The sequence below is a fragment of the Acinetobacter guillouiae CIP 63.46 genome, assembly GCF_000368145.1.
Lineage (GTDB): Bacteria > Pseudomonadota > Gammaproteobacteria > Pseudomonadales > Moraxellaceae > Acinetobacter > Acinetobacter guillouiae.
In genome coordinates, this window is sequence record NZ_KB849283.1 from 100,006 (window position 1) to 114,073 (window position 14,068).

General features: G+C 38.6%; 11 protein-coding genes. 6 read left to right on the forward strand and 5 right to left on the reverse strand.

The annotated features are described in order from the left end of the window. The first annotated feature begins 373 nt into the window (after positions 1 to 373). Positions 374 to 1,462 (forward strand): peptide chain release factor 1, encoded by a 1,089-nt coding sequence (gene prfA / locus F981_RS05510; RefSeq protein ID WP_004719378.1) that lies wholly within the window; start codon positions 374 to 376, stop codon positions 1,460 to 1,462. Further along, on the forward strand, positions 1,462 to 2,280 hold the full coding sequence (gene prmC / locus F981_RS05515; RefSeq protein WP_004719380.1) for a peptide chain release factor N(5)-glutamine methyltransferase: 819 nt from the start codon (positions 1,462 to 1,464) through the stop codon (positions 2,278 to 2,280). The genes prfA and prmC overlap by 1 nt, the downstream gene beginning before the upstream one ends. Before the next feature lie 155 nt (positions 2,281 to 2,435). On the opposite strand, the gene F981_RS05520 is transcribed toward prmC, so the two are convergent. The 5 genes from F981_RS05520 to F981_RS05540 form a co-directional block, all read right to left on the reverse strand. Next, positions 2,436 to 3,347, reverse strand: a complete 912-nt coding sequence (locus F981_RS05520) for a bestrophin family protein (RefSeq protein ID WP_004719382.1) — start codon at positions 3,345 to 3,347, stop codon at positions 2,436 to 2,438. Between the two features lie 112 nt (positions 3,348 to 3,459). Further along, positions 3,460 to 4,293: an ABC transporter permease gene (locus F981_RS05525; protein WP_004719384.1), complete on the reverse strand. Its 834-nt coding sequence runs from the start codon at positions 4,291 to 4,293 to the stop codon at positions 3,460 to 3,462. Then, positions 4,293 to 5,276, reverse strand: coding sequence for an aliphatic sulfonate ABC transporter substrate-binding protein (locus F981_RS05530; RefSeq protein WP_004719387.1), 984 nt, complete (start codon positions 5,274 to 5,276; stop codon positions 4,293 to 4,295). Before F981_RS05530 ends, F981_RS05525 begins: the two co-directional genes overlap by 1 nt. A 276-nt stretch (positions 5,277 to 5,552) precedes the next feature. Beyond that, positions 5,553 to 5,900, reverse strand: a complete 348-nt coding sequence (locus tag F981_RS05535; RefSeq protein WP_004719389.1) for a hypothetical protein — start codon at positions 5,898 to 5,900, stop codon at positions 5,553 to 5,555. 221 nt (positions 5,901 to 6,121) lie between these two features. Further along, complete coding sequence (locus tag F981_RS05540; protein WP_004719391.1) at positions 6,122 to 7,156, reverse strand: AraC family transcriptional regulator; 1,035 nt, start codon at positions 7,154 to 7,156, stop codon at positions 6,122 to 6,124. 191 nt (positions 7,157 to 7,347) lie between these two features. Between F981_RS05540 and F981_RS05545 the strand changes: the two genes are divergently transcribed. The 4 genes from F981_RS05545 (at position 7,348) to F981_RS05560 (ending at position 14,061) form a co-directional block, all read left to right on the forward strand. Beyond that, positions 7,348 to 8,118, forward strand: coding sequence for a 3-hydroxyacyl-CoA dehydrogenase (locus F981_RS05545; protein ID WP_004719394.1), 771 nt, complete (start codon positions 7,348 to 7,350; stop codon positions 8,116 to 8,118). Between the two features lie 206 nt (positions 8,119 to 8,324). After that, positions 8,325 to 9,458 (forward strand): acyl-CoA dehydrogenase family protein, encoded by a 1,134-nt coding sequence (locus F981_RS05550; RefSeq protein ID WP_004719396.1) that lies wholly within the window; start codon positions 8,325 to 8,327, stop codon positions 9,456 to 9,458. A gap of 274 nt (positions 9,459 to 9,732) precedes the next feature. Then, positions 9,733 to 11,379, forward strand: a complete 1,647-nt coding sequence (locus tag F981_RS05555) for an AMP-binding protein (RefSeq protein ID WP_004719398.1) — start codon at positions 9,733 to 9,735, stop codon at positions 11,377 to 11,379. Between the two features lie 216 nt (positions 11,380 to 11,595). Further along, on the forward strand, positions 11,596 to 14,061 hold the full coding sequence (locus F981_RS05560) for an ExeM/NucH family extracellular endonuclease (protein WP_004719400.1): 2,466 nt from the start codon (positions 11,596 to 11,598) through the stop codon (positions 14,059 to 14,061). The last annotated feature ends 7 nt before the right edge of the window (positions 14,062 to 14,068 follow it).

The window sequence follows — 14,068 nt, forward strand, 5'->3', positions numbered from 1 at the left end:
TATCTGGACAGTTCTATCTCTATTCGATGTGGCAAATGTAACAAAAATTTTTCCAAAAAATGTGGAGAGGGATCTGAAAATTGATAGCGTTTGGTATCTGAATGTATGTTTTCTATTAAAAGTGATTTTAAAACACCCATATTAGTCAACAATTAGCATGAATAATGGAGAATAAAAGCATCTAATCAAAAATCATGCGGATCATCTTGCTATAAATTCTATAGCTTATCTTGATGGCGCTTATATAAATGTGTCATTTAAATGGCAGAATCGGTAAACTAGGCACAATTTTAGAATTTTCTTACCAATTTTAAATGGGCTGTTATAAAGCTCGATGTTTTTTGGTAAGGCTTAGCTTGAGAATGTATTTAAAATGAAAGAATCGTTACGTTTACGATTAGACCAACTTTGTGATCGACATGAAGAGTTAGAAGCATTATTGGCAGATGTCGAAGTCATTTCAGACAATAAGCGTTTTCGTAATTTGTCCCGTGAGCATAATGATTTATCAGAAATTACCGATGTTTGGAAAAAGTACAAGCAAGCTGAAGAAGATATTGAAACAGCAGAAGCAATGTTAACTGATCCAGATTTTAAGGATATGGCTGTTGAGGAAATCAAAGAGAACAAAGCTTTAATTGAACAACTTGAAGCTGAGTTGAATATTCTCATGATTCCTAAAGACCCAAATGATGCCAACTCGGCATATTTGGAAATCCGCGCTGGTACAGGTGGTGATGAAGCGGCGATTTTCTCGGGTGACTTATTCCGTATGTATAGTAAATACGCTGAAACTCAAAACTGGCGTATTGAGATCTTATCTGAAAATGAAGGTGAGCATGGCGGATATAAAGAGATTATCTGTCTAGTGAATGGTGAAGGTGTTTACGGTCGCTTGAAGTTTGAAAGCGGGGCGCATCGTGTACAACGTGTTCCAGCCACTGAGTCACAAGGTCGTGTACATACTTCGGCATGTACTGTGGCAATTCTTCCAGAAGTTGATGTAGACACCACAGTAGAGATTAATGCGGCGGATCTACGTATTGATACTTACCGTGCTTCTGGTGCGGGTGGTCAGCACATTAACAAAACTGATTCTGCTGTACGTATTACCCATCTTCCAACAGGTACTGTTGTGGAATGTCAGGATGAACGTTCACAGCATAAAAACAAAGCAAAAGCGATGGCGTTACTGGCTTCACGTTTAGAGAATGCGAAACGTGCTGCAGCCGATGCAGCAACATCTGAAATGCGCCGTGATTTGGTAGGTTCAGGGGATCGTTCGGAACGTATCCGCACATATAACTATCCACAAGGTCGTATGACAGATCACCGTATTAATTTAACTTTATATAAGTTAGATGCAGTAATGGAAGGTGATTTGACTGAGCTACTTGACAGCTTACATCGCGAATATCAAGCAGATCAGTTGGCGATGCTTGCACAACAAAATGGTGGTTAATGAATATTGCACAGGCTTTGGCCTTACGTGGAGAAGCTGAAAGTTATGAGCGTCAAGAAAATGCTTGGTTACTTGAGCATATTTTAAAAATTGATGCTTTTGATTTGTCACTTAAATCTACGCAAGAATTAACTGCTGAGCAAGAACAGCAATATGTTGAGGGTCTAGCGCGGATTGCTGCGGGTGAACCCTTGGCTTATGTAACTGGCTCACAACCATTTTGGACTTTGGATTTAACCGTTACCAGAGATACTTTAGTTCCTCGTCCAGATACTGAGGTATTGGTTGAAACGGTTTTAAATCTTGATTTGCCTGAAGATACTCGTATGGTTGATTTAGGTACGGGTACAGGTGCGATCGCATTATCGCTGGCAAGTGAGCGTCCAAATTGGTCTATTATTGCCACAGATATTTATGAACCGACTTTAGAAGTTGCTTTACATAATGCTGAAAAGCATGACTTGGGGCAGGTCAAGTTTTTTATAGGAAGTTGGTTTAAAGCTTTGAATCGTCAATTTTTTGATGTGATAGTTTCTAATCCACCTTATATTGATGCTGATGATGAGCATATGCCGCATCTTGCTTCTGAGCCTGAACGAGCTTTGGTTGCTGAGCAGCATGGTTTGGCGGATATTGAACATATTGTTCAGCAAGGTAAAAAATGGTTGGCGACTCAAGGTTGGATCGTACTTGAGCATGGTTATGATCAAGCTGAAGCGGTACAAAACATTTTTAAAGGTGCTGGTTTTAAACAGGTCAGAACTGTTAAAGACTATGGCGGTAATGATCGTGTCACGTTAGGTCAGTGGCCAAATTAGTTTTGCATTGCTATATCTAAAAAGACTTTGTTGGATGGCGGTGGTTGCGCTTATCCAACAAAGTCTTTTTTATTGGCGAATAAATAGTATTAAAAGAATTTGACCTATTCAAAATTTTAAAGATTGGGTTGAAATATAGCCTTTAGAAAAACCAGCTAAGTCAAATTACTTTTCACCAATTGAATCGGCTCTAAGAGTTTTTCACCCAGAGAGCTGTGCATTTCTCTTTCAATTAAACGAGTAATTGAATCTAAAGGTAAATCATTTTCTTGTAGGCCAAATGGTTCTTCAAGCTGGGCACTCAAAGCATCTAGTCCCAAAAATAAATAGGCAATTAAACTGACGATGACGGGTGTCCAAATTCCTAAACTTGCTTCTAAACTAAACGGCAAAATCAAACAAAAGCAATATACTGTGCGATGTAATAAGACTGAATAAGAATAAGGCAATGGGGTGGTTAGAATGCGATCACAGCCAGCCTGAATATTACCCATTGCAACAATATGATGATTTAAACCTTGATAGATAATGTCAGAAATTCCACCTGATTTAAGTGATTGCACTAAAGATTTTTGGATTTCTTCTAAAACAAATTGTGCAGCATTAATGTGGTTTGCCAGTTGGCTAAAGCTTAATTCATCTAAATCAACTTTATTTTTATAAAATTCAATGGACTGATTTTGATTGCGTAAACGATTTCTTAATAAACGGGTAAATAGCATCACACGATACATTAAAACTTTACGCTGGTTTTCTTGCAAAACATGCGTGTCACGAGAAAGATGGCGTGAGGTTGCAATCAAAGCACCCCAGAGTTTACGACCCTCCCACCAACGATCATAACATGCAGTATTTCTAAAGCTTAAGAAAATAGAAAGGATAATCCCGAACACGGTAAACCCAATTGCAGGTACAGCAGGAATTGTAAAATAGTGATGTGATGATAGGTAAACCAGAACTGTCGAGATCAGCACAACAAAAGTTAATGCGGGTAAGACTTTGGGAAGAATGGTGCCGTGCCAAGCAAAGAGAAGTGCGAAGCTGTTACTTTTATCACGAATGATCATACTGTCTACCTTACTATTACTGTGACAGTGTTTCATAGAGAAAAGCAGAAATGCAAGTTGCAAATAAGCAATTTAAAAAATACGGCTGATCAAAAGCCGTATTTTGAGCGGTTTATGTTCTCCAACGTAAAAACCAGTTTTCAATCAATTTCATCAGATTGTCAGTGAGTTTACCAAGGACAGCCAGCAAGATAATCGCAATAATCACAATATCGGGCCGTGAGGTTTCTCGACCATCACTGAGTAGATAACCGATACCTTGTGTCGCTGCAATCAGTTCTGCTGCAATCATAAACATCCACGCTAGGCTTAAACTGTTTCTTAGTCCAACGAGAATTCCAGGAGATGCAGCAGGCAGAACAATTTGGAAGATACTTTGTAGATAGGTCAGACGGTATACTTTTGCCACTTCTAACAACTTTGAATCAACACCATGTATGGCAGATACGCTATTGGTATAGGTGGGAAAGAATGCACCAATCGCGATTAAGGTAATTTTTGAGGCTTCATCAATGCCTAACCACAAAAGCAATAACGGAATCCAAGCAAGGCTTGGAATAGACTTGATCGCTGAAAATGTAGGTTCTAAAAAATCTTCAATGTGTTTGTTTAAACCCACTGCAATTGCAAAAATGAGTCCCAATAGGCTACCAATAAAAAATCCTAAAAATACACGCCAAGTACTGGTATAGATATGGGTAAATAAATCACCTGCGGCAAGCTGCTTGAATGAGTCAACTAAGCTACTTGGGGCAGGGAGCAGATAAGACTCAATCCATCCAAAACGAACTAAATACTCACATAATAAAATGAGCAACAATGGAATCGTAATTCCTTTTACCCATTTTAAAACATTGGCCTTAAAGGCAGGTTTGTTTAAACCCGCCTGCGTTATACGTACATTTGATTCGCTTTGCGCCGATTGAGCATGTGTAGACTTTGTCATTACTTCTCAGCAACCTTGCCAATGACCTTTTGCGCATATTTGCTGTCAAATAGTTGATCCACAACTTGATTTACATTGGTGCCTTTTCGAACCAGTTCCTCTTCAGTCAAAATAGTGCCTGCTTTCTTTAGCGCATTAAGTTGTTTCGCGGTTGGAATGTTTTGATCTAGATTGGTTCGACTCAATTGCAACTTCGCCACTTCAAGTGGCAATTTTGCTTCACGTGCTAATAATTCTGCAAGTTTATCTGGATTGGCTTTTGCCCATCTACGTGCTTGTTCATAAGCTTTAATTACAGCCTCAACTGCTTCTGGGCTTTGGGTGCTAAATTGATCTTTTACACTTAACACGCTGTAACTATTAAAAGCGATATTGCGATAGAGCAGTTTTGCACCTGATTGCAATTGTGCAGATGCCATCAGTGGGTCAAGCCCAGCCCAAGCATCTACCTGACCACGTTCTAAAGCTGTTTTTCCATCTGGATGTTGTAGATGTACCAATTGCACATCGCGTTTATTTAAGCCAACGGTTTCAAGTGCTTGAAGTGTAAATAAGAATGGGTCTGTCCCTTTGGTTGCAGCAATTTTTTTCCCTTTGAGATCTTTTAAGGATTTGATTGCTGAGTTTTTTGTAACTACTAATGCAGTCCATTCTGGCTGGCTTTGGATATAAACCGTTTTAATCGGACTGCCATTGGCACGACTTAATACTGCTGCTAAACCTGCGGTAGAGGCGAAATCGATACTGCCACTGTTTAAATATTCAAGTGAACGGTTACTGCCTTGGCTAAACACCCATTTGACCTCTGTTTTGGGTAATGCTTTTTCTAACAGCTTTTGTTCTTTAACCACTAAACTTGTTGGGGCGTAATAGGCATAGTCTAATTTCAATGTTGTTGGGATGGCTGCAAAAGAAGACATTGCGGTTAAGCCTAAGGCTAAGGTGGAAACTAAGCGCGTCATTTTTTTGCTAAAAACTTTCATACATACCCCATAAAATTCAAAGAGAAACACAGAGCTAGATATGTATATTTTTTAGGGTGAAAGTACAAAAAAGAAAAACAGATATTCACTTCTTAAAATATGAAATGTAAAAAATATTAGTTTAACTATATGAATAAATTTATGTTTTTAAAGTATGCATATTTGCTTGTTGAATAGATGATTATTGAAATGAGTTATAAAAAAATATTCTAATTAAATTTTAGTCATTAGACATAAAAAATGCCTCTATACAGAGGCATTTTTGGATTGGGCAAATTAAACTGGATAATCTTCCAGACTGTCTGCAATTTCAACTTGGTCTAATGCATTGGTTTCAAGTGCCAGACAAAGCGCAACAATTTTTGCAGTATCAGCAATGTTTTCTTTTTTCATTGCTAAGCCTGATTGAATTGCATCTAATCGCTCTTGGTGAATATCAAGCGCTTGTGCGACTTCTGCAGCATCATTGGTTTTGAAAAAATCATTCATGGCATGTTCAAAGTCATGATCTGAAGCTTTTAAAATACCTTCGATAAGCTCATCTAAATGTTCAGTTTGAGCAGAAAGGGAATGGATAAAGTTTTGAACTAGATTTTGCTCTAGTACATCAATCATCTTAATCATGTTAGTGACCTAAAAGTGATTAAAGGGGAGGAGGGTACCACAGGAAATAAGCAGAAAACCTGCTTTAAATTGGGTAATAAATATACCATTATTGATTAATTTGCAACCTTATTCAGATAAGCTGTAAATATCGAGCTTGCATTTATATTGATATGTTTTTTATTATAATTTTGATTTTAAATAAATTTCCCTAAAGACTGAGTTTTTGTTTAACGATGTTATCAAGGTTGTTTGGGTTCTCTATAAGCACCTGGACTTACCCCAGTCCACTTTTTAAATGCGCGATGAAATGCACTGGCATCCTGAAAGTTCAACAGCTCACTGATGTCTTGTAAGGTATGTGAGGTTTTGCCAAGCAGTTCAATCGCCATATCTCGCCTTATATCATTTTTGAGTTGTTGGTAACTGCTGCCTTCATTTTTTAAACGGCGTTGTATAGTGGCTTCTGAAATATTGAGCTGTGCTGATAGTTCACCGAGTTCTAACCATTCAGCAGGAGCAATAGAAAGTAATTGCTTACGAATCATTGAACTTAAAGCCAAAGGATTTTTAAATCTTAATAGTAGATTTTCAGGGGTATTTTTAATAAAACCATACCAAGACTTTTGATCGCGTTTGATTTGAATGTTTAAGTAGTTTGCATCGAATTGCAGATAGTTTTCATCTGTTTGGTAAGTAATATTTTCACAGAATCGCACGCGATAATCGCTGTCATCTTCAGGGGGCGTGCATTTTAATTGTAATTGATTGAGTAAAATTCTTTGATCTGCTAACCAACAGATCAAACTGTGAATCAACATAATATAAGTGGCATAGCAGAACATACGCTTGGTTTGTAATTTGTCTGTAATGACAATGTATGCATAATTTTCATCTATAATTAGCTTGCTGGAGAAGTCATCCAAGACAAAATTAAAATATTGCAAAATTTGTTCAATTGCTGTGTGTAGCGTATCCGATTGCATGACCATTTTAGACAATAATTTATAACAACCGCGTCGCATCTGATGCGAGTCCATGCCAAAGAACTCATCATTCATATGGTCTGCTATTTTAGTCCACAGTTTTGCATAAGCTGAAACAGCAATACGTGATTTGGCTGCATGAAATATTTCCAGTGGTATTTCTGCATCATGCAAAATCTGCTGTATATCATAGCCCTTATCTTGGGCACGGCTCAGCGCTTCATGTACCAGCGCAATTGAAATTGTGCCTTTGCTTTCACTGAATTGTTGATTGTTCACAGTGTATTCCATTATCTTGTGATACGTGTTTTGTGACTAAAGTTTTCCAAAAAGATGTTTAAATTGTCCAAATACATCATACAGGATGCAACTTTTGGAAATTGTACTCAAGCTTGACTATGTTTACTCTGCATCTTAAGTCGAAAGTGGGTTTAATTCATCATTTAAACTGCTCTATTCAAACAATGAACTAGGAAAATAAAATGAAAATTGAAGGAAAAGTTTTTGTTGTGACTGGTGGTGCATCTGGATTAGGTGCCGCGACAGCCACACATTTGATTGGTCAAGGTGCGAAAGTGATCATGGTGGATATGAATCACCAGCTTGGCGAAGAAATGCAGAAGCGCTTAGGTGAAAAGTCCAAATTTGTTCAACTTGATGTGACCGATGAAGTTGCTGTTGAACAATTCTTTAAAAATGTGGAGCAGGATTATGCTCAATTAAATGGCTTAATTAATTGTGCAGGGATTGGCCCATCCGCCAAAGTACTAGGTAAAAATGGCATCCATGCTTTAGACGCATTTCAAAAAGTATTGAATATTAATGTCGCAGGAACATTTAACATGCTACGTTTTGCCGCAGATGTCATTTCTCGTTATGCGTTACCAGCAGGTGAAGAAGATCGTGGTGTGATTATTAACACTGCTTCAGTGGCTGCGTTTGATGGTCAAATTGGTCAATCCGCTTATGCTGCATCTAAAGGTGCTGTTGTTGCAATGACATTACCTTTGGCGCGAGAACTTGCGCAACATGCCATCCGTGTGATGACCATTGCACCAGGGATTATGGAAACCCCAATGTTGAAATCATTACCACAAAATGTTCAAGATGCGCTGGGTGAAATGGTGCCTTTTCCTAAACGCCTTGCGAAGCCTGAAGAGTTTGCACAGCTTGTTGGTCATATTTGTGAAAATAGCTATTTAAATGGTGAAACAATTCGATTAGACGGCGCAATCCGTATGCAGCCAAAGTAACCTGGTCTAATCCATCTGCTTATTTCTAACTTTGCTTTAACACAAGCAATAGCAAACTTTTAAAAAATTGAATACTGCCTGACATGATCTAAACCATCATGTTAGGCAGACTTTAGCCTAAATTTATATAAACAACGAGATTTTGATTGGTCGCTGATCATGATTGCAGTGATTTAAAATTTAAAAGTGCTGAGAGGGATGCTCAAATGATTCTCAATGATGAACAAAAAATGGTTCAGGAAATGATGCGAAATTATTCGCAGAATAAACTTAAACCCACAGCTGCTGAACGTGATAAAACTGCAAAATTTCCTCAGCAAGAACTCAAAGAGTTGGGTGAACTGGGTGCATTAGGCATGACTGTGTCTGATCAATGGGGTGGCGCAGGTTTGGACTATATCTCCTTGGTGACGGCAATTGAAGAAATTGCTGCAGGAGATGGTGCAATTTCAACCATTGTCAGCGTACAAAATTCTTTGCCTTGTGGAATTATCCAAAAATATGGGACAGACCGACAAAAACAAGACTACTTAATGCCATTGGCAACAGGTCAATGGCTTGGCTGTTTCTGTTTAACGGAACCACAGGCGGGTTCAGACGCAGGTGCTTTGCTATGTAAAGCAGAACGTGATGGCGATTCGTGGGTGATTAATGGAACCAAACAATTCATTACTTCTGGACAGCACGCACAAGTGGCGATTGTGTTTGCAGTTACGGATAAATCCGCAGCAAAGAAAGGTATTTCTTGTTTTATCGTTCCAACCAATACAGAAGGTTATATCGTTTCTCGGATTGAAGACAAAATGGGACAACATTGCTCAGATACTGCAACAATTGTTTTTGAGAATTGTCGGATTCCTGCTGAGAACATATTAGGAAATGAGGGTGAAGGATATAAAATCGCCTTGTCGAATTTAGAGTCAGGTCGCATTGGTATCGCCGCTCAATGTGTGGGAATGGCAAGAGCAGCGTTGGATGCTGCGGTTGAATATGCCAATCAGCGCAAAGCTTTCGGAGTGGAGTTGGTACAACATCAGGCTGTGGCATTTCGCTTAGCCGATATGGCCACTCAAATCGAAGCAGCACGGCAGTTGATTTACCATGCCGCAAGTTTAAAAGATGCAGGTTTAGCTTGTCTAAAAGAAGCATCAATGGCGAAGTTATTTGCATCTGAAATTGCTGAAAAAGTCTGTTCAGATGCGATACAAATTCATGGTGGTTATGGCTATGTCGCTGATTTTCCAGTAGAGCGAATCTATCGAGATGTTCGAGTCAGCCAGATTTATGAAGGCGCTTCCGATATTCAACGTTTAGTTATCGCAAGAGCGGTGATTCAGTAAGTTCAATTGTAGATTAGCGCATCAAAATTCTATCTCAAGACCAGCTTCGCACTGGTCTTTTTTATTTTAAAGCCTTCCACCATGACAGCAAAAGCAGATGTTCAAAAACCGCAATACAATTGAGGTATTTGGAAATTGTGTGTGATTTTTAATCATGGTTATCTATAAGCATAGGAACACATGTTGAATGATTCAACATTTTTAGAAAAGCTAGAAAGCAAAATATGGAACCGCACATCGAGATGATTTGTGCTGAAAATACAAGGATATTGCCATGAAAACATTGGAACAAGCCTACCAAGAATTCGATTATGAAAAACTAATCAATGAGCAACTGGTTGGCAACCCACAGTCAATCAATGCCTATATCGAGTGCTGCGAGCGTTTTGTCGGTTTAAATAAAGTGGCTTTGATCTGGGAAGGCAAAAAGGGTGAGTCTTCACAATGGACCTTTGAGCAACTGGCACAAGCATCAGGAAAATTAGCCAATTATTTACACTCGCTAGGCTTAAAAACAGGCGATTGTATTGCTGGCTTATTACCACGGACTCCAGAATTATTGATCACTATATTGGCAACTTGGCGTATCGGAGCAATTTATCAGCCCTTATTTACCGCCTTTGAATCAAAAGCGATTGAGCATCGCGTAGCAATAGCCAATACCCAACTGATCATCACTAACACTGAACAACGTCCAAAATTAAACGGGATTGAACTTCCACATATTCTGACTGTTCATCCACAAGATTTTGCAGTAACAAAGGATGCAGATTTTTGGCAAGAGCTAGCAGGTCAATCAGCTGAATGTGCACCGGTCATGTTGAGTTTTACTGATGATTTTTTAATGATGTTTACCTCTGGAACAACAGGTTTGGCAAAATCGGTTCCAGTACCATTAAAAGCGATTTTGGCCTTTAAAGAATATATGCGTCACGCCGTTGATTTACGTGAAGATGATTCATTTTGGAACCTTGCGGATCCAGGTTGGGCATATGGTCTATATTATGGTATTGCTGGCCCATTGGGATTGGGACACAGTATTATCATGGATGAATGTGCATTTAGTGTCGACCATGCTTTGGAAATTATTCAAAAATATCAAGTCAGTAATCTTACTGGTTCACCAACAGCATTTCGTATGTTCTTTGGCTTTAAAGAAAAATTTAATGCTTCAATCAAAGCGCATTTACGTGCAGTCAGCAGTGCGGGTGAACCTTTAACACCTGAAGTAATTCATTGGTTTAATCATGACTTAAATGTCAATATTTATGACCAATATGGACAAACAGAATTAGGTATGGTGATTGGTAACCATCATGCTTTAGCACATGCAATAAAAGTCGGCTCAGCAGGTTTTGCTAATCCTGGTCATCGTTTTGCAGTGTTAAATCAAGACAACCAAGAAGTTGAACGAGGTGAGATTGGAACGCTAGCAATTGACTTCTCTCAATCGCCACTCACATGGTTTAAAGGTTATGGTGGAAATAATCGTAAATCCTTCGTTGGTCATTATTACTTAACTGGGGATACTGTTCGTTTTAATGAATTAGGTGGGGTTGATTTTATAGGTCGTGCAGACGATGTCATTACAACTTCAGGTTATCGTGTTGGGCCATTTGATGTAGAAAGTACACTTTTGGAATGTGTTGAAGTTTTAGAATCTGCCGTTATTGGTAAACCTGATCCAGAAAGAACAGAGATCGTAAAAGCTTTTGTTGTGCTCAAGCCTCAGTTCACGGGTTGTCACCAATTGAATACTAAATTACAAGAATATGTACGTTCTCGATTATCTAAGCATTCTTACCCACGTGAAATTGAGTTTGTTGAAAGCTTACCCAAAACATCTAGTGGCAAAATTCAACGTAATTTATTGAAGCAACAAGAAGTGGCTAAATTACAGCAAATGCAATTGCAGGCTTAATATCTTTTAAAGTTCCATGCTTTGCACCCGAAAGGGTGCTTTTTTATGATCAGCATAAGATCTTGTATTTCTAAGGTCTTTATAACAATTTTAGTCCACTTTACCTGTGATTTTTTTTGTCTAAATAATAAATGGATCAAATAGAATGATTCAAATTCACGATATTGTCATTAATAAAAATTAATCTGCTTTAAATTTCAACAAACGTTAAAAATTATGCAAAATTTAAAACCACATACACTTTGTTTAAGCCTTGCACTATTGGGCTGTTCATTTCCAAGCTATGCACAATTAATGTTTAGCCAATATATCGATGGTACAGGAAGTAGAAAAGGATTAGAAATTTATAATCCAGATGCATCAACCGTCAACCTTGCTGATTATCAAATTCAGCTATATAGCAATGGTAAAACAACTCCTACAACTGTTGATTTACAAGGAACACTTGCGACCAAAGCCAAATTTATTGTGGGCAGTACTGAATTGCAGGTAGAAATTGGTAATAAATTAAATCAAGTTGCAAATGCTTTGTCATTTAATGGCGAAGATGCTTTGGTCCTTGTGTATAAAGGAACAGCTGTAGATCGTTTTGGGCGGATTGGGGAAAGACCTGCAAGTGGCGGTTGGGGGACCACAATCACCAGTGCTGGAAATAGCCTAAGCAGAATAAAAAATAAAAATGATGTCAGCGCTGTAGATCCAAATAGTGCCTTTGATTTGGACAGTGAGTGGAGCAAATGGTCAGATCGTAATGCATTCAGTAGCTATTTAGGTACTGGTACAACGACTCCGCCAATCACTGCAATCAGTTGTAGTACTGCTGATACTGCAATTGCAGATTTACAATCTGCGGCACAAAACCAACAATATGTGGTTCGAGGTGTCATTACTGCGGATTATCGCTATCAAAATGGTTTTTCAGGTTTTTATATTCAAACTCCTGACAGTAAAGCTAAAGCAAATTTAAGCAATGCGATCTTTGTCTATCTCCCTGCTGCAAGCACAATCACTGGCGGTAAAGTGGGTGAAGAAGTGATTCTGAAAGGGCGTTTAACCAATTATGAAAATCAATTGCAAATTGATCAATTGAGCAGCAATATTCAAACCTGTAATAATCAAGCCGCAAGTCTGGTAAGTTCTACTCCGATTCAACTGCCATTTTCAAGTTTAACCGATGCTACAGGCAATGCACCTAAGCGCTATCAAGGCATGTTGGTGAAAATTCCTCAAACCCTAACGGTTAGCGAGAATTATGATTATGGTCGATATGGTCAATTGTCTTTAAGTTTGGGACGCTTATATATCCCAACCAATTTATATCCTGCGAAATCCAATGAAGCGGTTGCTTTAGCAAAACAAAATTTATTGTCTAAGATTATCTTGGATGATGGTTATAACAATCAAAACAGAACACCATGGTTGCCACAAACATTTAATGCGGCAAACACTTTACGTACAGGCTATCAGCTTAAAAATGTTGAAGGGATTTTGGAATACCGTTTTAATGCTTGGCGTATTCAACCGATTCAAAACAAAGCTTTGCCTGAGGTTGTCAAAGATAGCAATCTGCGGAATTCAACCGTCTTGGCAAAAGAGACTAAACAGGTTCGTGTTGCCGCATTTAACGTCCTAAATTATGACAATTCGCCGCTGATTGGTGTTAAACCAGATCGTGGTGCAAACACCGAGACAGAATTTAATCGTCAACATGCCAAAATAGTCAGTGCGATTAAAACCATTGATGCAGATGTTTATGGCTTAATGGAAATTGCCAACAATGGTTATGGCGAAAAAAGTGCTGTGAATTACTTAACCAAAGCTTTAGGTGCAGATTGGAAATATGTCATCCCACCGAATATGGATAAGTTAGGTACTGATGTGATTGCAGTTGCGATTATTTATAATAGCAAACGTGTAAAACCTGTTGGTAATCCTGTGGTATATGATGATTTGACACAGAAAAACCGAGTCACGATGGCACAAAGCTTCCAAGCGGTAACGGGAGGAAAAACCTTTACTGTTGTACCAAATCACTTAAAGTCTAAAGGTAGTTGTCCTGACGATAAAACCTCACCAGAAGCAAACCAAGGTGATGGTCAAGGCTGTTGGAATCCGACTCGTGTTACTGCAGTACAAAAATTGATTCAGTGGATTGCAACCAACCCGACCAAAGCTGAAAAACCAAATTATTTATTGGTTGGGGATATGAACAGTTATGCCAAAGAAGATCCAATCTTGGCATTTGAAAAAGCCAACTACAAAATATTGCTAAATGATGAAAAAGTAGGGCAAGGTAAATCTGCATATAGCTATGTCTTTGGTGTGGCCAGTGATGCAACCGGGAATGGTGGTGCGGGTAATTTAGATCATGCAATTGCAGATGCAAACTTATACCCAATGGTTAAACGTACTTTTGCATGGCATATCAATGCTGATGAACCAACAGCATTAGACTACAATGAAGAATATAAAACTGAAGAACAAATTGCTTCTTTCTATGCGCCAGATGCTTTCCGTTCTTCTGATCACGATCCGGTTATTGTTGATTTAGATTTAAATGAATCAAGTGGTACTACAGGTGGGCATAAGAGCAGTGGGGGCAGTACGGGACTGTGGTCTTTATTTGGACTGATGTTGCTTACAGCGAGCTCAGTATTAGCGCGTTCAAAAAAGAAATCCTAATACGCTG

Coding starts and splice junctions, on each gene's coding strand:
- prfA (WP_004719378.1), top strand. CDS start 374: ATGAAAGAATCGTTACGTTTACGATTAGACCAACTTTGTGATCGACAT.
- F981_RS05530 (WP_004719387.1), bottom strand. CDS start 5,276: ATGAAAGTTTTTAGCAAAAAAATGACGCGCTTAGTTTCCACCTTAGCC.
- F981_RS05550 (WP_004719396.1), top strand. CDS start 8,325: ATGATTCTCAATGATGAACAAAAAATGGTTCAGGAAATGATGCGAAAT.
- F981_RS05545 (WP_004719394.1), top strand. CDS start 7,348: ATGAAAATTGAAGGAAAAGTTTTTGTTGTGACTGGTGGTGCATCTGGA.
- F981_RS05535 (WP_004719389.1), bottom strand. CDS start 5,900: ATGATTAAGATGATTGATGTACTAGAGCAAAATCTAGTTCAAAACTTT.
- prmC (WP_004719380.1), top strand. CDS start 1,462: ATGAATATTGCACAGGCTTTGGCCTTACGTGGAGAAGCTGAAAGTTAT.
- F981_RS05520 (WP_004719382.1), bottom strand. CDS start 3,347: ATGATCATTCGTGATAAAAGTAACAGCTTCGCACTTCTCTTTGCTTGG.
- F981_RS05525 (WP_004719384.1), bottom strand. CDS start 4,293: ATGACAAAGTCTACACATGCTCAATCGGCGCAAAGCGAATCAAATGTA.
- F981_RS05540 (WP_004719391.1), bottom strand. CDS start 7,156: ATGGAATACACTGTGAACAATCAACAATTCAGTGAAAGCAAAGGCACA.
- F981_RS05560 (WP_004719400.1), top strand. CDS start 11,596: ATGCAAAATTTAAAACCACATACACTTTGTTTAAGCCTTGCACTATTG.
- F981_RS05555 (WP_004719398.1), top strand. CDS start 9,733: ATGAAAACATTGGAACAAGCCTACCAAGAATTCGATTATGAAAAACTA.